20 protein-coding genes are annotated in these 22,646 nt (G+C 44.5%); 7 read left to right on the forward strand and 13 right to left on the reverse strand.

Annotation, left to right across the window (positions count from 1 at the left end; translation table 11 throughout):
* Positions 1-94 precede the first annotated feature (94 nt).
* From F1644_RS17450 to F1644_RS17470, 5 genes are all read right to left on the reverse strand, one after another.
* Positions 95-520, reverse strand: a complete 426-nt coding sequence (locus F1644_RS17450) for a retropepsin-like aspartic protease (RefSeq protein ID WP_087420961.1) — start codon at positions 518-520, stop codon at positions 95-97.
* A gap of 125 nt (positions 521-645) precedes the next feature.
* Complete coding sequence (locus tag F1644_RS17455; protein ID WP_118304428.1) at positions 646-927, reverse strand: hypothetical protein; 282 nt, start codon at positions 925-927, stop codon at positions 646-648.
* Between the two features lie 59 nt (positions 928-986).
* Complete coding sequence (gene creD / locus F1644_RS17460) at positions 987-2,387, reverse strand: cell envelope integrity protein CreD (RefSeq protein WP_118304427.1); 1,401 nt, start codon at positions 2,385-2,387, stop codon at positions 987-989.
* A 65-nt stretch (positions 2,388-2,452) separates the two neighbouring features.
* The gene (locus F1644_RS17465) at positions 2,453-2,755 is read right to left on the reverse strand and encodes a winged helix-turn-helix domain-containing protein (protein ID WP_087420963.1); all 303 of its coding nucleotides are present in this window, start codon (positions 2,753-2,755) and stop codon (positions 2,453-2,455) included.
* A gap of 20 nt (positions 2,756-2,775) precedes the next feature.
* Positions 2,776-3,429, reverse strand: coding sequence for a hypothetical protein (locus F1644_RS17470; protein WP_118304426.1), 654 nt, complete (start codon positions 3,427-3,429; stop codon positions 2,776-2,778).
* A 299-nt stretch (positions 3,430-3,728) separates the two neighbouring features.
* Here F1644_RS17470 and F1644_RS17475 point away from each other — a divergent pair, with 299 nt between their 5' ends.
* Both F1644_RS17475 and F1644_RS17480 read left to right on the forward strand, forming a co-directional pair.
* Positions 3,729-6,839: a SusC/RagA family TonB-linked outer membrane protein gene (locus tag F1644_RS17475; RefSeq protein WP_118304425.1), complete on the forward strand. Its 3,111-nt coding sequence runs from the start codon at positions 3,729-3,731 to the stop codon at positions 6,837-6,839.
* 12 nt (positions 6,840-6,851) lie between these two features.
* Positions 6,852-8,618 (forward strand): RagB/SusD family nutrient uptake outer membrane protein, encoded by a 1,767-nt coding sequence (locus tag F1644_RS17480; RefSeq protein ID WP_229782373.1) that lies wholly within the window; start codon positions 6,852-6,854, stop codon positions 8,616-8,618.
* A 351-nt stretch (positions 8,619-8,969) separates the two neighbouring features.
* On the opposite strand, the gene mdh is transcribed toward F1644_RS17480, so the two are convergent.
* Positions 8,970-9,905, reverse strand: a complete 936-nt coding sequence (mdh, locus tag F1644_RS17485; protein WP_118304424.1) for a malate dehydrogenase — start codon at positions 9,903-9,905, stop codon at positions 8,970-8,972.
* Between the two features lie 197 nt (positions 9,906-10,102).
* Complete coding sequence (locus F1644_RS17490) at positions 10,103-11,518, reverse strand: MATE family efflux transporter (RefSeq protein WP_087420966.1); 1,416 nt, start codon at positions 11,516-11,518, stop codon at positions 10,103-10,105.
* A 96-nt stretch (positions 11,519-11,614) separates the two neighbouring features.
* On the opposite strand from F1644_RS17490, the gene F1644_RS17495 reads away from it, so the two are divergent.
* Complete coding sequence (locus F1644_RS17495) at positions 11,615-12,589, forward strand: D-alanine--D-alanine ligase (RefSeq protein WP_087420967.1); 975 nt, start codon at positions 11,615-11,617, stop codon at positions 12,587-12,589.
* Between the two features lie 13 nt (positions 12,590-12,602).
* Positions 12,603-13,127 carry a hypothetical protein gene (locus tag F1644_RS17500; protein WP_140402580.1) on the forward strand — a complete coding sequence of 175 codons (525 nt, stop codon included), beginning with the start codon at positions 12,603-12,605 and terminating at the stop codon, positions 13,125-13,127.
* A 123-nt stretch (positions 13,128-13,250) separates the two neighbouring features.
* Here F1644_RS17500 and mnmA read toward each other — a convergent pair whose 3' ends face one another.
* Genes mnmA through F1644_RS17530 form a run of 6 tightly spaced genes read right to left on the reverse strand, consistent with a single transcriptional unit; the run spans position 13,251 to position 19,009 of the window.
* Positions 13,251-14,381 (reverse strand): tRNA 2-thiouridine(34) synthase MnmA, encoded by a 1,131-nt coding sequence (gene mnmA, locus F1644_RS17505; RefSeq protein ID WP_229782374.1) that lies wholly within the window; start codon positions 14,379-14,381, stop codon positions 13,251-13,253.
* A 10-nt stretch (positions 14,382-14,391) separates the two neighbouring features.
* A complete protein-coding gene (gene trmB / locus F1644_RS17510) occupies positions 14,392-15,150 on the reverse strand; it encodes a tRNA (guanosine(46)-N7)-methyltransferase TrmB (protein ID WP_087420969.1) in 759 nt (252 codons plus the stop codon).
* On the reverse strand, positions 15,137-15,616 hold the full coding sequence (locus F1644_RS17515; protein WP_118304423.1) for a gliding motility lipoprotein GldH: 480 nt from the start codon (positions 15,614-15,616) through the stop codon (positions 15,137-15,139). The genes trmB and F1644_RS17515 overlap by 14 nt, the downstream gene beginning before the upstream one ends.
* 14 nt (positions 15,617-15,630) lie before the next feature.
* Positions 15,631-16,251 carry an NUDIX hydrolase gene (locus F1644_RS17520; protein WP_087420971.1) on the reverse strand — a complete coding sequence of 207 codons (621 nt, stop codon included), beginning with the start codon at positions 16,249-16,251 and terminating at the stop codon, positions 15,631-15,633.
* Positions 16,252-16,299: 48 nt separating this feature from the next.
* Positions 16,300-18,060: a gamma-glutamyl-gamma-aminobutyrate hydrolase family protein gene (locus F1644_RS17525; RefSeq protein WP_118304422.1), complete on the reverse strand. Its 1,761-nt coding sequence runs from the start codon at positions 18,058-18,060 to the stop codon at positions 16,300-16,302.
* Positions 18,061-18,118: 58 nt separating this feature from the next.
* Positions 18,119-19,009: a S66 peptidase family protein gene (locus F1644_RS17530; RefSeq protein WP_118304421.1), complete on the reverse strand. Its 891-nt coding sequence runs from the start codon at positions 19,007-19,009 to the stop codon at positions 18,119-18,121.
* A gap of 91 nt (positions 19,010-19,100) precedes the next feature.
* On the opposite strand from F1644_RS17530, the gene metG reads away from it, so the two are divergent.
* The 3 genes from metG to F1644_RS17545 all read left to right on the forward strand — a co-directional run bounded on the left by metG (position 19,101) and on the right by F1644_RS17545 (position 22,564).
* Positions 19,101-21,131 (forward strand): methionine--tRNA ligase, encoded by a 2,031-nt coding sequence (gene metG, locus F1644_RS17535; RefSeq protein ID WP_118304420.1) that lies wholly within the window; start codon positions 19,101-19,103, stop codon positions 21,129-21,131.
* 429 nt (positions 21,132-21,560) lie between these two features.
* Positions 21,561-21,797, forward strand: a complete 237-nt coding sequence (locus F1644_RS17540) for a hypothetical protein (protein ID WP_147344511.1) — start codon at positions 21,561-21,563, stop codon at positions 21,795-21,797.
* Positions 21,798-21,982: 185 nt separating this feature from the next.
* A complete protein-coding gene (locus tag F1644_RS17545) occupies positions 21,983-22,564 on the forward strand; it encodes an RNA polymerase sigma-70 factor (RefSeq protein ID WP_118304418.1) in 582 nt (193 codons plus the stop codon).
* Positions 22,565-22,646 lie beyond the last annotated feature (82 nt).

Raw genomic sequence — 22,646 nt, forward strand, 5'->3', positions numbered from 1 at the left:
TTTAATGAATTTATAATTACTTAAGCTTCAATTCTTCTTTTAACACATATTTAGTGCGCAAAAGTATAACAATTTTTTCAAAATTGCTATACAATTAGGCAGATACTTTTAATGTTAACTCCTTATTTCCATAATCAATGACCGCCTCATGCCTGACGAGAAAATCGCTCCCCAACAATCCGGCAACCCTGCGTTGCAGGTGTTTGTCGTATAGAGAATTCACGTACTGCAAGTCGATGACTGCCGCGTGGATATTCTCGATCGTGTGGTTGCCGATTTGTAGAGCCGTGATATTCACAAGCTGAACCTCATTAATTTCTCCGCACACACCCCCGGAGTTAATCTCGGAAACATCATCCAGCGGTTCATAACTAAACGGTGTAAGTTTGTCTATGACCGTCACGGATGCTCCCGTGTCTATAATGAAATCTCCCTCAATGCTACCGATTTGCAAAGAGACGATGATGTGAAAGCTGTTATCTTCCAGTTCAACGATCTCTATCGGAATCTTTATCTCCATATTTTAAAGTTTGCACAAACTTACGCATTTTCGGTGAAATCCAAAAAAGAGGAATGTTAATTTCGGAAAGAAATCAAGGAATAAAGCTAATAATTACAATTCGTTAATCCTCGTGTATGCTGTTTTTAGCACGATATGAATAAACAATTGAACGTGTAAATGGTTATTAGAGAGGAAAATGCCACGGATAAAATTCCCAGTAAAATCATATTGGCAGTTTGGAGCTTGATATTGTAAAGACCTATGATCAAACTGGCTATGGATTGCAATCCGGAAATCCCGAAGATCGCTAGGGCAAGATAATGGCCGAAACGGTTGTTGTATATTCCTATCGAGTACAAGGTGACTAGGAAAACAACGAGTAGGGATAGCGTGATAAATAAATTGTGTATCCAGAATTTTTTCATGATGTTGTCGGTTTTTATTTTTCCCCTTTCCGGTTGGTCCCGGAAAGAGGAAAAAGTGGTTATTGATTATTGTACCAGTTTATTTTTTGAGAGAAATACATGATAATCGCCAAGATAACGAATAATCCGATGCTCCCCACCAGCAGGGCGTAGGTTTCCAGTTGGATCAGGAAGAAAATGTAGGCGTAAAGGCAAGCCAGAAGTCCCCCGATCGTGAATGCCGTTTTCTTTATTTTTAAAATGCCGACCATGTAGAACGTGATGAGTAAAGTGGTCATGAGGGCGGAGATGATATAGGCGGGGGTGAAACCGATATGTTCGGACGTGGAGACTAATAGCGTGTAGAACAAGCATAGGGCCAGTCCGACAAGTAGATATTGAACCGGGTGAATGTTCTTTTTCTGGAATATTTCCACGAAAAAACTGACAACGAAAGTCAATATGATGATTAAAAAGGCGTATTTAGCGGAGCGTGTGGATTTCTGGTATTGGTCTACCGGGAACAGGAGATTTACCCCGAATGTGGATTCCGTGATGGCGTAGTTCGTGTATTGGAATCCCAAATTGTCATCCGTCATGTCCCTGTATTCGTTCGTGGTGGCACGATAGGGACTCTCTTTGAGAATCTGTGAATAGTTCCGGTTGAATTCCAGTACTTCCCATTTGCTCGTAAAACCTTCTGACGAGACCTCTCGTTCGGTGGGTAAAAAGGCTCCATTGAAGCTTGGGGTTTGACAATTTGAACGAATGGCGACTTTTGTTGTTCTGCCAAGAGGGGTAAATTGAATGGATTCGGAGCCTTTCAGTTTGAGTTTTATCGTGAAATGAACGACCGAATCGTTTGCAAACAGTTGTTGTGGTGTGATTTTCGATGATATGCCGGAAACGACGAGGCTGTGGGGATCAACCCCGGGTGTGAAATTCAGTTTCCGGTTGTCCCATTCAAGCGAGATTTGTTCATTGATTCCTCGCAAATCACTGATCCCAAGGTTGAGTGTGGCACCTTCAATCCATTTGTCGTTGGTGAATAGATTGCTTTCTTTCAGGTCTCTGGCCGAGAATGTCCCGGTAATCTCCAGCGTGGAATTGTAAACGATAATTTCATATAGTCCTCGTTTGAGTTCCTGCGTGTTGACATCTCCGGTGATGTTCAGTTGTTCGGGGAGATAATTGATATATCCCTTTTGGTTCTCTCCTTTTTGGTTCTGGTAAAAATAAGGGATGGTTAATATCGGGCCAATGAGGGTTTGAGACTTACTCCATTTCTGTTGCACCTCTTGTGCGGCGGCATTTGCTGTCATTTCCCTTTCATTGATTAGTCCTCGAATCATGCTCATGGGAATGAAAGACAAGAGGATTAGGAAGGCAATGAGTACAATCTTTAGAACTAAAGAGTCTTGTTTGTTGAGACTTTTTCGTGTGCTGTTCTCTTTTTGATTTTTTGCTGTTTGTTCGTCCATGGTGTATTGTATTTAATGTTATTTGAAAAGAACTTTGAATTTCAAAGTATAATAAGTAAAAAAAATTATATATTCTGGTTCTTTAAAAACTCTTCCAAAGCGTTTAAGTGCTTTGCAAAAGCCTCCCGGCCTTTCTGCGTGACGGAGAACGTCGTGTTGGGGCGTCGTCCGATGAATTGTTTCTGGCATTGGATGTATCCCAATTCCTCAAGACTTCTGGTGTGGCTGGCTAGGTTCCCGTCCGTGAGATCGAGTAAATTCTTGAGGGTTACGAAATCTACCGATTCGTTGACAATCAAGATGGACATGATCCCCAAGCGTGCCTTGCTTTCAAAAGCCTTGTTTATATTTTCCAGGTATTCTTTCATGGATTGCGATTTACACTTGGTTACGGTCTTGCCGGATGCTGTTTGTGTTCAACTTTATAATAAAAGTATATTCCTGCCGCAATATGAAGTAATCCGAAACCGGTAACCCAGAATAAAAGGGCATGGGTGATTGCGAAACTGTCAACGAGACCTAACAGAATCTCCGCATAACCTAGGTAGCGTATGTCCGAATAGGTATACTTGGAACAATTCACTAGAGATAACCCGTAGAAAATGAGCATTATGGAAGAAGTCAATCCGTAATATTGCTGCCATATTAAAGAGAAACAAAGAATCCCGCCAGTCAGCAAGGGAAGGAAGAAGTTCCAAAGTAAACGGTGGACGGATTTATCTTTAAAGATGTTTCTACATCCTTTTTTTGCTTTCTGGTAGCTCATCGTGAATGTGGTGAGGAGTGAAAGAGCGAGTACTCCTAGCGCGATCAAGCAAATTGATGCGAGCTGGTAAGTGGTGTTGATATTTAATAATGGTATATTAAACAAGGTGTCAAAAGAGTCTTGTTTGTTTAGAATAAAGTAGGCCAATCCGGTTCCGATGCAGGCATAAATGCCAACGAGAATAGCGGAAATTCCGCTTATCGACATGAATTTCGTGGATTTTTCCATGAGTTCTTTGATGTCGTGTAATGTATCGAGCGCTTCTTTATTTTCCATATTCTAAAAGTTCTTTGCGTTACAAAGTTAAAATAGATTTTTTATTAAATCAATAAAAAGGTGAATTATTTTGCAAGGGATATTGTTGTTGAAATTTATATAAATTTAAACGGTGTGGAATATTGGTGTTTGGCATGTGTAAAAATTCCACACTTTTTTGTTGGCCCATGATGAAACCTAGAGACCTTCTTTGCAGAAAATCAATTCGATATTTTCTTCCTTGTGTTTTGGCGTGTTTGTTGTGTAGGAAAAATTACGTGAATTTTTGAAGGAAAATTAATGCATATACGTGATATAAAATGAAGGATCTAGATTTTTTTCAGAAAGGCGTTATCAAGTTCGGAATGATTTTATTGCTTGGTGGCCTGTGTATGGTGGGAATAATGTCCCGAAGTGTTGCGGGTGAAATCAATTCGGCGCAAGTGGCAAAGTGGAAAATATTTGGTCGAGTAATTGATGAACAAGGAGAACCAATTATCGGGGCCGCTATCTTGGAACAAGGAACAACAAATGGATGCGTGACCGATACTTTGGGCAATTACAAGTTAACGGTAAAGGCTGGAGCCGTACTTCGGGTTTCTTTTGTCGGGTATGTTACCCGGGAAATAGTGTTAAAAAAGGAAGGGATGCGAAATGTCCGGTTACGGGTGGATAATGAAGAGTTGGACGAGGTGGTTGTCGTGGGATATGGTTCCGTGGCCCGGAAGAATTTTACGGGGTCCGTGAGTGTGATTAACACTGCGGAATCTCCTTTGGCTTTGTTACCGAATACGAACTCGATGGATGCGTTGCGGGGAACGGTAACGGGTATTACCGTGTCGCAACAACAAGGAGCAGGACAGGCACCTTCTTTACAAGTACGGGGGCAAAAATCGATCGGGGGATCGACATCTAACCCGTTGATCGTGATGGATGGGGTGATTTTTATGGGGAGTTTGCGGGATATAGACCCCAATATCATCGAAAGCATGAGCGTGTTGAAAGACGCGACTTCTTTGGCTGCTTATGGATCACAAGCTGCTAACGGAGTGGTGATGATCACGACGAAACAGGGAAAATTAGGAAAACCCGTGCTGAATTTTAATGCATCGTGGACATTGTCGGAGATGGCGAATCGTCCGGAGGTGCTGAGTCCTGAGAATTATATTAAAAAGATTAATGCAACCCAGCATCTAGCGGAGGATGCCGATCCTTCAGCTTGGATGAGTGGATTCGAGCTAGAGAATTATAAAAACGGCAAGACTACGGATTGGTTGGATTACGTGAGCCGGGTAGGATTGATGCAGAGTTATTCGGCATCCGTATCCGGTGCGACGGAAAAATTGAATTATTTCCTATCTGCTTCTCACGTTGATCAGGAAGGTGTAATTATTGGAGATGATTATAAACGGGAGGCTTTGTCGCTCCGTTTGCAGAGTGACGTGGCTTCTTGGTTGCAAGTCGGGACACAAATGGGATATACCTTTAATGATTACTCCGGTCCCACGACTTACAATCTGGTACAGGCCTTGCGCTTGACTCCTTACGGCCGTGTCACACGTCCGAACGGTGAACTGGAGAAGTACCCGAGAGAATTGGGAGGCGGATTGACAAATCCTTTGTGGTTGGTGAATAGTGGTACGGTGGATGATCATGACACTTATGCCACGACTTTAATAAAAGGGCATGTACTTGTGAAATGTCCTTGGTTGGAAGGACTGACTTACCGGGTAAATGCTGCTTATTCCTGGGAGAACGTGGAACGGGATTATTTCGAGCATGAGGGGTATTTTGTGGCAGAAGGAACTTCTGAAGATCGGTATTCGGCCTCGGCATTATCCGGTTTCTTGAGTAAGGCGAACGGGTATAGCGCCCGCACGAAGAACACGTACTGGGTGATGGACCATATCGTGAATTTTAATCGTCAATTCGGGAAACATTTTATTGATGCAACCTACGTTTACACGAGGGATTCCAAACGGTATGATTACCGGAAGATGACCGGAAGTGATTTTTCGGATCAAGGGAATACCGTGCTGGGAGCCGATGGGCTAGTGTATGCTAAAACACAGAAGATTACGAATATCGATAAGACAAAACATAATAATATCGGGTATCTGGGACGAATCAGCTATAATTATAACGACACGTATCATTTAAGTGTTTCCGTGCGTCGGGACGGATCGTCCGTGTTCGGGAAGAACTCGAAATGGGGTGTTTTCCCGGCAGTCGGGGTGGCATGGACGGTTTCGAATGAACGTTTTATGAAACGGGTGTCGTTCATTGATTATTTAAAGTTGAAGGGATCGTGGGGTAAGAATGGTAATCAATCTCTGGACCCGTATATGACATTGTCTCAGATAAAATTAGGACAACAAGGTGGTATCGGTTATCCTTTCGGGAATGAATCGACGATTAGTTGGGGACAACGCTATGATAAACTCGGAAATGCCGATCTGGGTTGGGAGACAACGGAGGCATTTAACTATGGGTTTGACCTCGGTTTATTGGGTAGCCGGATTTATTTGGAATTTGACGGTTATTTCTCGAAGACGACCGATCAGATTTTTGATCGATTGTTGCCCGTGATGAATAACGGGTTGACAAGTATGAAAGCCACGATGGGGCAGATTGATAACTGGGGGATAGAGGCCACGTTGACCACGCAGAATGTCCGAACGAAAGACTGGAATTGGAGTACGGCTGTCACGTTCTATCTAAACCGGAATAAATTGAAAGATTTATACGGTGACGGGAAAGATGATATTTCCAATAGTCTGTTTATCGGGAAATCTTTGGGGGCCATTTACGGTTATAAGTCGATAGGAATTGTACAGGAAGAAGATATTGAATACATCGAGGCAAATAACGCGGCACCCGGTGACGTGAAATTTGCTAATCTGGACGGGAGTGAGGATGGTAGGATCACGGCAGACGATCGTACCATCTTGGGATATAACAAAGAAAATTTCCGGATGAGTTTGAGTAACACGCTCAAATACAAGAATCTGGAATTGTATTTCTTGTTCGCGGGCGTGTTTGGGGGAAATGGTTACGGACTGAGCCAGAACACGTATGCTTACCAAACGGCAACAGGAACCGTGTGGGATAATAACTTGAATCATGGTTGGTGGACCCCGGAAAACAGAAGTAACAAATATCCCCGTGTGGATTATGCAGACAGTCGTTTTACCCCGCTGCAAAGTTATGGGTTCGTGCGTTTGCAGGATTTAAGCCTTTCCTATACTTTCCATCAGGATTGGTTGAGTCGTTTGCAGATCACCGGGTTGAAAGTCTTTTTTGCTGCAAAGAACGTGTTCACGATAACCAATTGGGTTGGTGGTGATCCGGAAATCAAACAAACGTTAGGAGGAAGTTACGGTTATCCGTTAGCAGCCATGTATTCATTTGGAGTTAATTTGACATTTTAAATTTGGAGCGTGATGATGAAAACTAGAAAATATATTGCGGTTATTTTTGCCGCTATGGTAATGGGAATTTCCGGGTGTAACGATGATCTTTTTCTGGAAGAACATCCCGACACGTTTTACACGGCTGAAGATGCTTTCAAGACCGTGGATCAGGTAAAAGCTTGCGTGACGAATATGTATGCCCACGCTCGTTATTGGTTACAGAATGACGTGTTTTTAAAAGGGGCAGGTACCGATATGTTTGATACCCCGATGTGGCGGTCAAGTGGTAACGGGATGTCTAATTTCTCTTCTTGGTCCACGGATAAAAATGAAGTGAAGAATATTTACGAGGCCTATTATCAGTTAGTGAGTTATGCCAACCAGACTTTGGAGGGGACAGAAGTAAAGACCTTGAACTGGGATAGCGAGAATGACCGGGCGCAGGTACGGGCACAGGCTAATTTCTTCCGGGGATTTGCTTACCTCACTTTGGGTGAGTTGTTCGGGGGAGTTCCCGAGGTGACGAAATTCTATCAGGAACCCCGGTATGATTTCACCCGGATGACCCGGGAGGAAACGTATCGGTTCGCCATTCAAGATTTGGAGAATGCGGCGGATACTTTGCCTGATTATCCGGGAGAGGCGGGATACGTGGCGAAAGGTGCGGCCTATCATTATTTGGCAGAGGCTTATCTGGCTTTGGCTACCGAGTTGGGGGATGATCGGGAATTGTTGCAGCAATCTATTCTTTACGCGACCAAGGTTACCGAGTTGCACTCTTTGATGACCGAGCGGTTCGGTTCCCGGGTAAAACCGGGTTCTGGTGAAGCCATGAATGGAGTCGAGGCTTATTACCCGGACGGGGATGTCTTTTTTGATCTTTTTCAACGGGGAAATTTGGATTATGCCGAGGGAAATACCGAGGCTTTGTGGACGTTGCAAAATGATGTGACGGTCTGGCATGACTTCGGGGGAAATCATTTCTTGCCTTATGCCGGAAGTTTTTCTCCCGTGTTGAGGGAGATGCGTTGGAAAAGCGAATATTCGGAATCGGATGCCGGGTATGGCCCGTGGAACACGAATATTGATGAATCAATCTATCCCGGGGGAAACCTCTGTGCCTATGTTGGTGGCCGGGGAGTATCTTTTAATGCCCCGACAAACTACATGATCAATGATATTTGGGCGGGTGATTTTGCCACGGATATTCGGAATTCAAAGGCGAATATCCGTCGGGAATTCGTGTGTATCGATACCAAACACAGTAAATACGGTCAGATCGTGACAGCCGATATGTTGGATGAATCAAACATGGATCATTATTACCCGGTATGGACCAAATTCGCTCCCGTGGATGATTGGGGATACGAGGATTTAGTGTACGGGGGAAATCGTACGAATACTTTCCGGGACGAGTATGCTTGTCGTTTAGCTGAAACTTATTTGTTACGGGCGGAGGCTTATTTCCGTATGGGGGATGCCGGTAGTGCCGCTAATGACATAAACCAGTTGCGCGGTCGGGCGCAATGTAGCCGTATGGCAACAGCGGGAGATATTTCTTTAGCTTTTATCTTGGACGAGAGAGCAAGAGAGTTGTTCATGGAGGAAAGAAGATGGTGTACGTTATTACGTATGCAAGGCTCTGTCATGGAGGATCAACTTCGGGCTCATGCGTATTATATTGCTGATTACCCGACTTACACGGGAACAATCGAGTGGAAATTATTCCCGATCCCGCAGAAAGCGATTGACGCAAATATAGATGCCAAGCTGGAACAGAATCCGGGTTGGAACTAGAAAACTAAATTCAGACATAGGTTTACCCTGGTTTACAGTAGCTTTTTTTAGGATAATACACGGTGTTTAGCCGTTGCATATTCGATGTGTTCAGGGATCAAAGACGTATCAACTTCGCAACAAAGACGTATCAAAGACGTTCATGAACGTCTTTGATACGAAGTTAATAGGCTTTTGCTCTTTGATTATCTGGTGATTTCCTTAAATGTTTATCCTTTCTTCATTTGATAACACGTGTTCTTATTTAGGAATTCACATTTCACTACAAGGTGTATATAAGTACCAAAATAAAAACCGTCCCGGCGCCCCGGGACGGTTTTTTAAAGAATGATCGTGAAGTACTATTGTTAGTTAAAATAATTTCATGTTGTCAAGTACGTCCATAACTGATTTTACAGCTTTAGCTGATTGAGCTAATAACTCTTGTTCGTCCTTGTCAAGTTTAACCTCGATGATTTTTTCGATACCATTTTTGCCCAAGATTACCGGAACTCCTAAATAGATGTTGTTCATTCCGTATTCGCCATTCAACAAAGCGCAAACCGGGAATACTCTTCTGTGGTTGCACACGATTGCCTCAACCATTTGAGCAGCGGCTGCACCGGGAGCGTACCATGCTGAAGTGCCCATCAATTTAACCAGCTCGCCACCGCCAACTTTCGTTCTTTCGATGATGGCATTCAACGTGTCATGGTCAATCAAGTCTGTTACAGGAATACCTGAAACCGTGGTGTATCTTGGGAGCGGAACCATCGTGTCCCCGTGTCCACCTAATAACAAGGCTTGAATATCTTTCGGGGAAACATTCAATGCTTCAGCTAAGAATGCTCTGTAACGAGCGGTATCCAAAATACCAGCCATACCGAATACACGGCTTGAATCGACTTTGGCAGTCAAGTAAGCGCAGTAGCACATTACGTCAAGCGGGTTAGACACGATAATAATCTTGGCATTCGGAGAATGTTTGATAATATTTTCAGTAACTGATTTTACAATACCGGCGTTTGTTGCGATTAAGTCATCACGGCTCATTCCCGGTTTACGGGGAAGACCTGAAGTGATTACCACAACTTCTGAATTATTGGTAGCCTCGTAATCGTTAGTTACACCTTTGATACGGGTGTCATAAAGATTGATCGGGGCGGTTTGCCACATATCCAATGATTTACCCTCAGCAACGCCTTCTTTAATGTCCAGAAGAACAACTTCATTCACGATGTCCTTTTCAGCGATGCAGTTCGCGCAAGTTGCACCAACGTTTCCTGCTCCTACAACTGTTACTTTCATTTCTGTAATTTTTTTATTGTTATACGTTTCTTAAATGGCTATTTGTTGCTTTTTAACGCCGTCAAATGTAAGCCTTATTTTTTACATCAACAATCTTTATGCCGAAAAATTACAGAATTTTTTCTGTAATAATTTCATGTCGTTTTGACACGAAAAGAACGAGATTCTTATTGAATCCCGGTTTATACTTTCAATTTTCAATTAAATTGCTGCCAAAGACGACTTGCCACGGCATGCATTTTTCCCAGAATACCGACAGGTTTGTATTGTCCGTTTTCCAGACGTTTCTGAAAAGATTGATACCAGATAGCCAGTACGATACCCTTCATCACGCTGGAGAGTGAAATGCTCCACCAGATACCGTTTAGCCCGAGTGAGGGGAACGTAACCAGGTAGTAGGCCAAGGGGATTCTGGCTCCTGTAAGAATGATGCCCACGATAGCAGGCGGGGTGGTACGTCCGCATCCGTTGAAAGCCCCGGCAGTGACCTGTTCTATGGCCGAGAATATCTGGGAAATAGCGAGAATTTTCAGGTATGCGCTTCCTGCAACAAGTGTCTGCGGTTCGTTGATAAACACGCTGAATATTTCTTTACTAAAGAACAAGAAGGCCAGGCAGGCGATCAAGGCGATCCCCCCGGCGAGTTTCAACGTGTAATGGTATCCCAAGCGTATGCGGCCCAAGTTGCGGGCCCCGAAGTTCTGTCCCGTGAAGGCTGCTAGGGCAGTGGAAAAACCGGCGGCTGTCATCCAAGTGATGGCCTCGATTTGTGCGCCCACGCTCTGCACGGCTACCCCGATATGTCCCCATTGTGCGGCCACGGTAGCCAGTGTCAAGGAGAACATGGCGAATAAAGCACTTTGCATACTCACGGGTAAGCCGAGCGAGACGATACGTTTCACGAACCGGGCTCTTAATCGGGTGATAAAATATAGTTTTCCGATGGATGAATTACGGAAATAAAGGTTCCAAATGAAAATAGAAAACACGACTAACTGGGAGAACGTCGTGGCAATGGCTGCCCCTGCCGTTCCCATTGCGGGAACAAAACCGTACCCGTATATTAATAGTGGGTCGAGGACAATGTTGAATATTAATCCGGTGGCGACAATCTTCAACGGGGTTTTACTGTTTCCTTGCCCGTTGTACAGTCCGCTGTACGTGTTGTTATTGAACGTGAAGAACAGTCCGGGGGTGATTAGGCGCATGTACATGATGGCCAGTTCCGAGATATTCTCTTCCAAGTGAAACAACCCGACCAGCATGGGAGCCGCGATATAAATAAAACAAGCGTAACCCAAGGCAATGATGGATGACAACATGGCCGATTGGTTGGCGTATGCCCGGGCTCTTTTGCTTGCACGAGCCCCCAAGGATTGCGAGATCGTGACTTCGGCCCCGACTTTACTAATGAATGATAAAGCGTTACCTAACCACGTGAAGAATCCGGCGACACCGACTGCGGCCACGCTTTCGCTACCCAAATGTCCCAGCCAGATCATGTCGGTCATGCTGTATGCCATTTGAACGAAAGAGGCCGTGATAAGGGGAATTGCCATGCTCCAAATTCCCTTGCTGATGCTCCCTTGTGTCAGGTCGTTTATCTTTGTCATATCCTTGTGTTATTGAGGCTTGCAAAAATATAAACTTTTTATCATCTCCTATTCTCTTTTTTGTATTTTTGTTGTGTTATAAAAGATGAATTCAAAATGAAAAATATTGCAATTATCGCCGGTGGAAATTCCTCAGAATATGAGGTTTCCATGAAATCTGGGAAGAATATATATGATGAGGTTGATGAAACCAGGTACAATAAATATCTCGTTGTTCTGAAAGAACGGGACTGGCACGTGGAGATCGGGGAGGAAAAGTTCCCCGTGGATAAGAATGATTTTTCGTTTACCCGGAACGGGGAGAAGATCTTGTTTGATTTTGCCTATATCACGATACACGGTGTTCCGGGGGAGAACGGGTTGTTGCAGGGGTATCTGGATATGATGGGTGTGCCTTACGGGTGCTGTAACGTGTTGGCCTCTGCTTTGACTTTCGATAAACACACGTGTAATACTTATTTGAAGAGTTACGGGGTAAACGTGGCCGATTCCGTGATGTTGATTCGGGGAATGGCATACGACGTGAACGAGATTATCAACGAGGTGGGGTTGCCTTGTTTCGTGAAACCGAATGCCGAGGGTTCCAGTTTCGGGGTGACAAAAGTAAAGGAGGCTGCCCAGTTGGAAGATGCCTTGAAAAAGGCTTTTGCTCTCTGTCGGGAAGTGTTGATCGAGACATTTATCGACGGGACGGAACTGACTTGCGGGGTCGTGAAGGCTGGGGATATGGATATTACCATGCCGATTGCCGAGGTGGTTCCGAAGAACGAGTTTTTTGATTTCGAGGCCAAATATGACCCGACAAAGTCGGATGAAATTATCCCGGCTCGTATCTCACCCGAACTGACTAACCGGATCAAGATATTGTCTTCGATGATTTACGATATATTAAGATGTGAAGGGATCATCCGGGTGGATTATATCGTGCGGGAGGACGAGATTTTTATGTTGGAGGTGAACACTACTCCGGGGATGACTTCCAATAGTTTCGTGCCGAAGATGGTGCGTGCCATGGGGGGGACGCTGCGGGAGGTATTGACGAAGATTATAGATAACAAGTTAAACAGATAAATTTAAATTACAAATGAGACGAATTGTTACCACATTAATGGCTGCCTGCCTACTATTTTTTGTCGCTTGTTCGGATGAGGGGGATGATGTTACTATATATAATGGTGATACATTCACGTCTGATTACAAGGCGAATCAAATGTATTCTACCCTTTCGTTATATGAAAGTATTGCCCGTCAACCGGAAATGACAAAAGAGCTGATACAAGCTACGGCAAAATTGGCTCAGTATGACACGATTACTGCTATCGCTCCATTGGATAAAGAGGCGGAAGTGGAACGGGGAACGGCTCGGGGAAAATGTCTGGCGGCTTGTTTTTCCGCTATTGCCCGCCAACCGGAAGCGTATGATAATATTGTCTGGGCTGCCGAGAAGTTTCTAGGGACAACAGAGATAAAGTCGATGTCCGAGAAAATATTGAAATATTCCCGTTTATACGCTTTGGAAGGAGTTCCGGATGCCTTGGCTCGTCAGCCGGAGGCCATAGACCAGTTTGATTCTTTTTCTATGAAGTTCTTGGGTACCGGAATAAAATAATCCCACTTTCACTTCACGAGTATGAGTAAGGGATTTTGTACCCGCAATTAGGTTGAAGGATTATAATACATTAGGCTGGAAGAAGAGAGTTTTATTTTCTTTTTCCAGCCTAAATTTTTGTATTTAGATGATAATTCCTCCCCCCACGACATCGGTTCCCTCATATAGAACCGCACTTTGTCCCGGGGTGATCGAATCCATTCCTTCGTGAAATTCTACCCGGAGTAAGTCATTTTCGTGATAGACGGAGGCTTGCGCTCCCCGGTTGCGATAACGAATTTTGGCGTTTACTTCAAAGCCATCGGGTAGGGAGGCGTACTTCATTAGGTTAATATCCTTTGCCCGGAACGTTTTTCCTTGTAGTTCTTCCCGGGTTCCCAGCACGACTTCATTGCTTTCCGGTCGGATGTCGACCACGAACATGGGATGTCCTAGGGCGATGCCGAGTCCCTTGCGTTGTCCGATCGTGTAGTTGGGGAATCCCCGGTGTTCTCCCAAGCGTTTGCCGGAAGTGTCAACAAACAATCCGGGACCGTATTTCTCTGTAAAGTTTTCCACGTTCTCCGCGAGGAAGGTACGGTAATCATTATCTGGGATAAAGCAAATTTCTTGGCTCTCGCTTTTCTTGGAGAGTTTCTCGTATCCTTTCTCCAAGGCAATTTGTCGTACTTCAGGTTTTGTTAATTCCCCCAGAGGAAAGATCGTGCGGGCAAGATTTTCCTGGGTTAACGTCCAGAGGAAATAAGTCTGGTCTTTGGTCTCGTCCACTCCTTTGCGCAGAAAATAACGTCCGTCCTGTTGACCGATGCGTGCATAGTGTCCCGTGGCAATATAATCACAGCCTAACTCGTCGGCCATGGCAATCAATTTTCCCCATTTGATCGTGGAATTGCAGAGTACGCAAGGATTGGGCGTGTGTCCTTGCAAGTATTCATCGATGAAATTCCGAATCACCAGATCATTAAAATCTTTCCGAATATCGAGAATGTGATGTTCAAATCCCATTTGCAGGGCCATGTGTTTAGCCTCGAAAATGGCGTTCACGCTGCAACACCCTTTTTCTTTCTCCATGCAGGCCTGGGAGATTTGATCGTATACCCGGTAAGTAACCCCTACCAGCTCGTACCCTTGATCTTGTAGCAACATGGCTGCCACCGTGCTATCAATTCCGCCGCTCATGGCCATTAATACCCGGGGAGGATTCGCCTTCGGCGAGTTACCAATTGGTAGGTTACAGGTTACAGGTTCTTTCATTTCTTTATTTTCAATTTTCAACTTTCAATTGTCTCGTCATGAATTGTGTTTCACTGTGATAATCATCCTTTTCAATGTCGATTTCGGGTTCCACGAGTTGGATAGGCCCAGCTAATGAAAATTGGATGTATTTAATGGTTTTACCTCGTGACAGCCACTGCCGTTCATAAAAAGTCTTGATGCCTAAAATTTTATCATCCAGTCCAACCCCGTAAAGATCATCCGTGTTGACGTTCACGGGGAGGTGGTTCGCCTTGACCAGTTCTGCCGTGTATTGATAGAGGAAAGGGCTGTCTGTTTTCAAATGGATCAGGCCGTCTTCCTTCAGAAACTTTCGGTACAGGGAGAGAAAACGGGTTCCCGTGAGTCGTTTGCGGGCTTTTGCCATTTGAGGGTCGGGAAAGGTAATCCAAATTTCGGAAACTTCTCCGGGAGCGAAAATGGATTCCAGTTCTTCCGCGTGAGTACGCAGGAAAACGACGTTTTTCATTCCTTTTTCTTTTGCGGCTTTCGCTCCTGTCCACATTCGGGCCCCTTTGATGTCAAGTCCGATAAAGTTCTTTTCGGGATAGAGTTCGCCTAATCCCACGGAGTACTCTCCTTTGCCGCATCCCACTTCTAAAACGATCGGGTGATCATTGCCGAAAACTTGTTCTCCCCATTTTCCCTTTAACTTGTAATCCGTGCGGAATACTTCTTCATGGGTGGGTTGGAACACGTTTTCCAAGGTTTCCATTTCGGCAAATTTCGCCAGTTTATTCTTCGCCATAATAAGTTATGGATTTTATTTTAATTCCTATATTTTTAATCCCTTTCAGTTGTTTGTCTTTCATCCGGTGTTTGATTTCCACTGTATAAATACCCGTGGAGTCAAAATGGAAAATCCGTTCAATCGATTGTACGACTGTTTTTAGTCCCGTGAGTCCTTGACCGACCCACCTGCCGTTATTGTCGACAATGATAATATCTGAATTCTCTTTATCCACTTCTACCCCTTGATGTCGGATGATCAAGTAGCAACTGATATTTCTTTGTTTATAGTCGGTAGTGTGACGGATGCAGGTGCTGATATGATAACTGCCGGGTTGCGTGATGTCGAATTCGAATTTGTAATTGCTGTCTCGTTCCCATGTTTCGCTGCCAAGTGTTTTGTATTTTTCCTGTGTGGAGGAAAAGTTACAAGCCATGCAGCCGAGTAACAGGAAGAGAATGTATATACAAAATTTGTTCTTCATCTTGCGTTCAGTCGTTATTGTTCGTTTTTTACCATGGCTTCCAGTTCTGAGATCATCATGGCCGTGGCTCCCCAGATGAAATTTTCTCCGATTTTGTAACCCGGGGCTATGATTTTTTGTTCCTGCCGGTACAATACCTGACTTGTTTTATTCTTGTCGTCCAGTAAGTCTTTTAACGGAATGATGATCACTTTTTCTACCTCATTTTTCGAGAGTACAAAATTAGGCATTTCTGGGATAGTTCCAACAAAGGGCGTTATATTAAAGTTACTTAATGGAATATACACGTCACTTAATTTTCCGATAACCGTGACCTCCTTGGGGGGTACCCCAATCTCTTCTTCACATTCCCGTAATGCCGTGTTCAGGCTATTCCCGTCTCCCGGTTCACTTTTACCACCGGGTAAGGCCATTTGTCCCCCATGATATTTCCCTGCATTTGTTCTTTTGATGAAAGGTATCGCCAAATCTCCTTGGTAGGGAACAAGGAGCATCATAACGGCACTGTTGATGGGATGACCTTGGTGGATTCCCTCTTTCCCTTCCACGTATTTCGGCTGGGGAGACATCCGTTCTTGTGCTGTTTCACCGGGTAGTTTGTGTATAAATTTCTGGTGTAACGTTTCGATCGTCATGGTTTAAAATGTGAAATTTAGCATGAGCTGAAATTGCAAGCTTGTATTTTAATTTTGCACGGTATTCAATACTCTCAATAAATTATCTCCCCATAATTTATGCAGTTCCTCGGCGGTGTACCCTTGTCGGAGAAGTTCAATCGTGAGGTTAATCACTTCATTGGCAGCCCGGCAACCGGTTAGTTTTTCCGTGTCATCGCCGTCAAAGTCCGTGCCGATACCCACGTGGTCAATGCCGACAAGTCGCACGATATGGTTGATATGTGCCACGGCGTCCAGAATTGTCGGGTTGGGTTGTTTGCTTAGGAACCAGTTGTAGAGGCATACCTGTACCACTCCACCTTTAGCTGCTATTGCTCTGATCTGATCATCCGTGAGGTTCCGCGGGTGATCGCATAAAGCTCGTGCGGAAGAGTGGGATGCGATGATGGGTGCCGTGCTGAGTTCCAGAACATCTTGCACCGTTTTCGCGCTGGTATGTGAAATGTCGATGATAATACCGAGGCGGTTCATCTCTTTCACTACTTCCCGACCGAACGGGCTCAATCCGTCATGTTCCGGCTCACCTTTGGCGGAATCGCATATATCATTGCTGCCGTTGTGGCATAAGGTAATGTACGTGATTCCCATGTCTTTGAACATGGAAAGATTGTTGAGATCTTTGCCGATAGCATACCCGTTCTCGATAGCAAGGAAGATGGCTTTCTTTCCGGCATTTTTCAAGTAGATCAAATCATCTACGTTATAGGCAATGCCTACTTGGTTTTCATTGAGTTTTACCTGCTCGGAAATCTGGAAAAGAATATCCACGGCTTTTTGCGTGGCAGCTTGCAGGGATTCATCATCCCGGGCATCTTGGTGAAGATAGGCTACCATAAAAACGGCATCTTCTCGTCCTTCCTGCATTTTGGGGAGATCGACTTTGACATCCTCGTGACGTTCCCCGAAATTGAATCCTTCGGTGAATTTCATCGGGGTGTCACAATGGGAATCCACGATAAGACTGTTTCGGTGAATCTCTTTGGCTTTCTTAAACAAGGTTGCCTCGTCCACGAAATAATGGAATAATTTCATCATTTGCTCGTCCGGGCGAACGGCCATTTTCTCCGGGTGCCATTGCACGCTGAATACGCGGTGTCCGGGCATCCCTTCCATGGCCTCCACGATCCCGTCGGGAGAGGTGGCACTTACCCGGAATCCGGGAGCCACGTCTTTGACTGCTTGATGATGGTATGAATTCACGATCAAGGAGTCTGTTCCGAGAACAGAATGGAGTACGGTGTTGCTGACAATGTTTACCGTGTGGGAACCGAATTCCCGGCTGATGGACTGGCTGTGTTTCAGTAGTTGCTGTTCATGCTGGGAATAGATGTCCTGGTAGTTTGTCCCCCCAAAAGCCATGTTAATGATCTGGTGCCCGCGGCAGATTCCGAAGATGGGGATTTGTCGGTCGGCAGCCAGTTTTACCAGCGTGAAATCGAATTGATCTCTGGCGGCATCAATACTTCCGAGCGGGGGGAGAGGCTCCTCGTTCCCGTACAGCGGATTAATATCCCCACCTCCGGTAAGCATTAATCCATCGAGTGTTTCGATGGTCTTCCGGAGTGTTTCGATATCGTTATGCACGGGAAGTAGCACGGGTATCGCGCCCGCTTGCAGGATTGAAATCACGTACGAGTGTTCGATACATGAGTTCCCGTTTTCGAAATTGGCAGAAATGCCGATCAAGGGCAAATCGTGTTGTGACTGGCGATAGTCAATCGCCCGGTATAGGGTGTCCAGCTTTGCCGGATAAACAATATTATTCATTGCAATGTAAATTAAAAATAGAATTACCAATAAAATTTTGTGCATGGCTTGTACGTGATCAGGGGAAATGTAGTTCCGCTCCTTTCGGGTGAACGATTAATTCCACGTTTGCTCCCAGGATCAGGGGAAAATTGTTGCGCACGTGTCCGGCCGGAAGACCGAAACACACGGGGTACGTGTAATCTTCCACTGCGTCATGAATCAATTTATACACTTCTTCTTTAAATTCCGGGGTCGAGTCTTTCCCGAATTCCCCAATGATCAATCCGGCTAAGTGCTGGAATTTCCCAGCGTATTTCATACATTTCACGTTCCGGTCAATTTCGTACAGATCGTCAGACGGGTCCTCGATGAAAAGGATCGTCCCTTTCGTGTTCCGTTCGATGCAAGTGTCATGCAGGTTATGCACCCATTGCAACATTCCACCGATCATTTCTGTTTCCACGATTCCCGGTCGGTTGAACGGGTGTGCAGGGATGGCGTATGAAGAAATAATCCCGAAAAGAAAATTCCGTAATTGCGTGACCACTTCCGGGGAAGTTGTGTTGTAATCGGAAGGCATGAAGGCGTGTAAACTCTCGATTCCGAGGGAATGGAGTTTGGAGTGTAACACCGTGATGTCATTCATCCCGATCACCCATTTGGGGTTTCCTTGAAATATGGAATAATCCGCCTCTTGCACGATACGTAACATCCCGTAATCTCCCGCCATGCACCAGATGGCCCGGATGTCCTCGGCGTCAAGGGCTGTTTGTAAATCATGTAATCGTTCTTCATCCGTGCCTGCCAATCTCCCGTGTCGGGAAAGAACGTGTTGTCCGGGTACAGGTTCCAACTCCCAAGAGGTCAGGAGTGAACAGGCCGCATCCAGCTGTTCTTTTGTTGCAACGCCGGAGGGTGAAATTAAAGCCACCTTATCTCCCGGCTGCAGGTATATAGGTCGTAACATAAAAGTTGAAGTTTTGTTATTATAGTACGAAGGTAACTAATATTTTTCTAACTTTGCGCCACTAGAGTTCAAAAGTTTATAAACTGGATATATGAGTAAGTTCAAGAGAAATTTGATTACCACGGCTTTGCCCTATGCGAATGGACCCGTGCATATCGGACACTTGGCGGGGGTGTACGTGCCTGCCGATATTTACGTGAGGTATCTGAGGAAAAAAGGTGAGGATGTGGCATTTATCGGTGGATCGGACGAACACGGGGTGCCGATCACGATCAAGGCTCAGAAAGAGGGTGTGACCCCGCAGGATATTGTCGATCGTTATCACAAGATCATCAAGGATTCTTTCGAAGAATTGGGTATTTCGTTTGATATATATTCCCGGACAAGTTCGAAGACGCATCACGAGTTATCTTCCGCTTTTTTCAAGAAGCTGTATGATGAGGGAAAATTTATCGAAAAGACCTCGATGCAGTTCTACGACGAGAAGGCAGGGCAATTCCTGGCAGACCGTTATATCGTGGGGAAATGTCCTCATTGCGGTAACGAACGGGCATACGGGGATCAGTGTGAAGCTTGTGGAACTAGCTTGAACGCTACCGATTTGATTGACCCGGTGTCTGCGATCACGGGAAACAAACCGGAATTGAAAGAAACAAAGCACTGGTATTTACCTTTGGATCAGTATGAAGGCTGGTTGAAAGAGTGGATTCTAGAAGAACATAAAGAGTGGAAACCGAATGTTTACGGGCAATGTAAATCTTGGTTGGACAACGGTTTGCAACCTCGTGCGGTGACCCGTGACTTGGATTGGGGAGTACCCGTTCCGATCGAGGGAGCCGAGGGAAAAGTGCTTTACGTGTGGTTTGATGCCCCGATCGGGTATATCTCTGCCACAAAAGACCTGACCCCGGAATGGGAAAAATACTGGAAAGACCCGGAAACCCGGATGATTCATTTTATCGGGAAGGATAACATTGTTTTCCATTGTATTATTTTCCCGGCCATGTTGAAAGCCGATGGTTCTTATATATTACCGGATAACGTGCCGGCCAACGAGTTCCTGAATTTGGAAGGAGATAAGATTTCCACTTCCCGGAACTGGGCGGTATGGTTGCACGAGTATCTCGTGGAGTTCCCCGGTAAACAGGACGTGTTACGTTACGTGTTGACGGCAAACGCTCCCGAAACGAAAGATAATGACTTTACCTGGAAAGATTTCCAAACCCGGAATAACAGCGAGCTGGTGGCAATCTATGGAAACTTCATTAACCGTACGTTGGTGCTGACACAAAAGTATTTTGCCAACCGGGTACCGGAACGGGGCGAGTTGACGGATTACGATAAAGAGGTCTTGGCAGAGATTCCGCAAATCGTGGAACGTGTTGAGAAGAGTCTGGAGACCTTCCATTTCCGCGACGCGTTGAAAGAGGCGATGAATCTGGCTCGTTTGGGTAATAAATATTTGGCAGATACTGAACCTTGGAAAGTGATCAAGACGGACGAGGGACGGGTGAAGACGATTCTGAATATCTGTTTACAGATTTCTGCCAACCTTTCCACGTTGATGGAACCGTTCATGCCCTTCTCTTCTCAGAAATTACGTGAGTTCATGAATATTGACGTGATTGATTGGGCTAAAATGGGTGATGGCGTGATTCCTGCCGGGCATGAATTAGGTGAGGCCGGATTGTTGTTCGAGAAGATCGAGGATGCAACAATACAGGCTCAGATTGATAAATTGTTGGCTACCAAGAAGGCAAACGAGATGGCTTCCGTGAAGGCCGTCCCTGCCAAGGAGAATATCCAGTACGAGGATTTCATGAAGATGGATATTCGGGTAGGTAAGATCATCGCTGCCGAGAAAGTGGCTAAGACCAAGAAGTTGATGAAATTGACCGTGGACACGGGAATTGACGAACGTACGATTGTTTCGGGTATTGCCGAGCATTACACGCCGGAGGAGGTGATCGGGCGTCAAGTCAGCGTGTTGGTTAACTTGGAACCGAAACCGTTAAAAGGTATCGTGTCACAAGGAATGATCTTGATGGCCGAGAATGCCGATGGAACGCTTTCCTTTGTTTCACCGGATAAAGAGGTGAAACCGGGATCGGAAGTTCGATAATGGTTATTGTACGGGGTATCCCGAAAAATTGTAGTAGAATGTAACGAATGGCTCTAAAATGCCTCTCGTTACATTCTTTTTTTTATGTCTGTTGTATATAAAATCAGAATTTCCAGATAAATTGTTTCCCTTAAAAATTTGAGGTTTGAGCGGGTAAATTATGATTTCGTTAACGCCCTGTTGTGAGCATGAAATACCCTTTCATTCCTTGGATAGACGGGGAAATCCGCTTTGGTTAATTATTATAAAAGAGAGGATTATCTTTTTTAAGCCTAACATATATTTAACCTTATGACAACTAAAGTATAACTTGGATAATTTTCCCGGTAGGGGGAAGAGTCGTACTTTTGTATTGTTGAAAGACAATAACAACGAAATAAAGAGAGTTAATAAAAATAGTTGTCTAATTTTTAAATATAAAATAAAATGATGAAGTATATTATAATAGTATTCGTGGCTGTAATTACAGTGTTTATCGGTGGACGTAGTTTAAACCAAGCTAAAGCTGAAAAAATCGTATGTGTTTATGCCGATCAAGAGAATGTAGAAAACACTACCGCAGTTGCTCCGGTACAGAAAGTAGCAAGTCAGGACACGATCTTCGGACCGGTTAGTCTTCCCGAAGTAAAGGTAAATGTAAAAAGAAAAGTAAGTCAGGTTATTTAAGATAAGGTTATCTACTGAGAATAAGTAAAAAGGAAAAAGAGCTGTCTCCCATAAGGAAGACGGCTCTTTTTAATATTTGAAGTATTTGTTTTGATTTGATAAAATAATATTTATTTTTGTGAGTGATCCTATTTATTGGCGGTTTTGATAGGAATGTGCGATAAGCAAATTAAGATAGGGATTTGATGTGTAATATTGATATTCAGTCACCGGAGTTTGTGAAATGTTTGGAGCAGGGGGAACAGGAGGCTTTCCAGCGATTGTTCGAGACGTTCCATAAAGCGCTATGCTTTTTTGCGGCTCGTATTGTGCGGGATCATTTGGAGGCGGAGGACATTGTGCAGGATGTTTTCCTTTCCTTTTGGAAAATGGACCGAGGTGGGTTCCCTAACTTGAAAACGATAAAAACCTTTCTATATAACAGCGTGCAACATCGGTGTTTAAATTATCTCCGGGATTTAGAGATTCGGGATCGGAATTATCGAAATCTGAAACGGGAAGAGTTGGATGAGGATTATTTTCTTTGTCAGCAGATTCGGGCAGAAGTGGTGGCTGAACTTTTTGGGGCAATTGATGAGCTGCCGGATAAGTGCAAGGAGATTTTTAAACGTTCTTACGTGGATGGACAGGAGGATAAGAAGATTGCCGAAGAGTTGGATATATCGTTGAATACCATCAAAACACAGAAACAACGGGCAAAGTCTTATTTACGGGGTAGATTAGGTGATTTGTTTGTTTATGCAGGGATGTTTTTTCCTGGTTTGTAACGAAGGTCTTTTTGTTATGATTCCTCTTTTGCCGGGGATGATCTTATCTTAATTATGGGAATTACTAGGCTGTTACTAGACT

This window comes from Butyricimonas paravirosa, from assembly GCF_032878955.1.
In the GTDB taxonomy this organism is placed as follows: domain Bacteria; phylum Bacteroidota; class Bacteroidia; order Bacteroidales; family Marinifilaceae; genus Butyricimonas; species Butyricimonas paravirosa.

Excerpts from the sequence above, each read along its gene's own strand:
- F1644_RS17545 (WP_118304418.1), top strand. The coding sequence starts at position 21,983 with ATGTGTAATATTGATATTCAGTCACCGGAGTTTGTGAAATGTTTGGAG.
- F1644_RS17540 (WP_147344511.1), top strand. The coding sequence starts at position 21,561 with ATGAAGTATATTATAATAGTATTCGTGGCTGTAATTACAGTGTTTATC.
- F1644_RS17500 (WP_140402580.1), top strand. The coding sequence starts at position 12,603 with ATGAGACGAATTGTTACCACATTAATGGCTGCCTGCCTACTATTTTTT.
- F1644_RS17490 (WP_087420966.1), bottom strand. The coding sequence starts at position 11,518 with ATGACAAAGATAAACGACCTGACACAAGGGAGCATCAGCAAGGGAATT.
- F1644_RS17520 (WP_087420971.1), bottom strand. The coding sequence starts at position 16,251 with ATGACGATCGAAACGTTACACCAGAAATTTATACACAAACTACCCGGT.
- F1644_RS17450 (WP_087420961.1), bottom strand. The coding sequence starts at position 520 with ATGGAGATAAAGATTCCGATAGAGATCGTTGAACTGGAAGATAACAGC.
- trmB (WP_087420969.1), bottom strand. The coding sequence starts at position 15,150 with ATGGCGAAGAATAAACTGGCGAAATTTGCCGAAATGGAAACCTTGGAA.
- F1644_RS17525 (WP_118304422.1), bottom strand. The coding sequence starts at position 18,060 with ATGAATAATATTGTTTATCCGGCAAAGCTGGACACCCTATACCGGGCG.
- F1644_RS17480 (WP_229782373.1), top strand. The coding sequence starts at position 6,852 with ATGATGAAAACTAGAAAATATATTGCGGTTATTTTTGCCGCTATGGTA.
- F1644_RS17475 (WP_118304425.1), top strand. The coding sequence starts at position 3,729 with ATGAAGGATCTAGATTTTTTTCAGAAAGGCGTTATCAAGTTCGGAATG.
- metG (WP_118304420.1), top strand. The coding sequence starts at position 19,101 with ATGAGTAAGTTCAAGAGAAATTTGATTACCACGGCTTTGCCCTATGCG.
- F1644_RS17470 (WP_118304426.1), bottom strand. The coding sequence starts at position 3,429 with ATGGAAAATAAAGAAGCGCTCGATACATTACACGACATCAAAGAACTC.
- F1644_RS17515 (WP_118304423.1), bottom strand. The coding sequence starts at position 15,616 with ATGAAGAACAAATTTTGTATATACATTCTCTTCCTGTTACTCGGCTGC.
- F1644_RS17530 (WP_118304421.1), bottom strand. The coding sequence starts at position 19,009 with ATGTTACGACCTATATACCTGCAGCCGGGAGATAAGGTGGCTTTAATT.
- F1644_RS17455 (WP_118304428.1), bottom strand. The coding sequence starts at position 927 with ATGAAAAAATTCTGGATACACAATTTATTTATCACGCTATCCCTACTC.
- F1644_RS17465 (WP_087420963.1), bottom strand. The coding sequence starts at position 2,755 with ATGAAAGAATACCTGGAAAATATAAACAAGGCTTTTGAAAGCAAGGCA.
- mnmA (WP_229782374.1), bottom strand. The coding sequence starts at position 14,381 with ATGAAAGAACCTGTAACCTGTAACCTACCAATTGGTAACTCGCCGAAG.
- mdh (WP_118304424.1), bottom strand. The coding sequence starts at position 9,905 with ATGAAAGTAACAGTTGTAGGAGCAGGAAACGTTGGTGCAACTTGCGCG.
- F1644_RS17495 (WP_087420967.1), top strand. The coding sequence starts at position 11,615 with ATGAAAAATATTGCAATTATCGCCGGTGGAAATTCCTCAGAATATGAG.
- creD (WP_118304427.1), bottom strand. The coding sequence starts at position 2,387 with ATGGACGAACAAACAGCAAAAAATCAAAAAGAGAACAGCACACGAAAA.